Genomic DNA, 462 nt, shown 5'->3' on the forward strand with positions numbered 1-462 from the left:
GGTCAAGGCAGCACAGATCCATTCAGGAGCAGTAGAGATGTCCCAACGCATTCTTGTCATTGGCGCCGGTTTTGCCGGCATGTGGAGCGCCCTCGCTTCGGCTCGTCTACTCGACGAGGCCGCGCGTACCGATGTGGAAATCGTGCTGATCGCGCCGGAGCCGGCGCTGCACGTGCGTCCGCGGCTCTACGAGCAGAACCCGCTGAAGATGAAGGCGCCGCTGCTGGAGATCTTCGCCGCTACCGGCGTGCGGTTCGTACAGGGCTTCGTCGAGCGCATCGACGTGGCGGCCCGTGAAGTGGAGGTGAGGGGCGTGGGCGCCGAACCATCGCGCCAGACGCTTGGCTATGACCGCCTGGTGCTGGCGGCCGGCAGTCGGCTGTTCCGGCCGGCGATCAATGGGCTCGAAGCGCATGCCTTCAACGTCGATCAGGTGGCCGATGCCGCCCGGCTGGAAGTGCA

The 462-nt window shown here is 65.8% G+C and carries 1 protein-coding gene; it reads left to right on the plus strand.

The genetic code is table 11. The features are described from left to right. Positions 1 to 37: 37 nt before the first annotated feature. Positions 38 to 462, plus strand: a 425-nt coding sequence (locus AC1DMY_RS20965; protein ID WP_477166770.1) for an FAD-dependent oxidoreductase, incomplete at its 3' end; no start/stop codon positions are given.

The organism is Dyella sp. 01L423 (assembly GCF_056399945.1).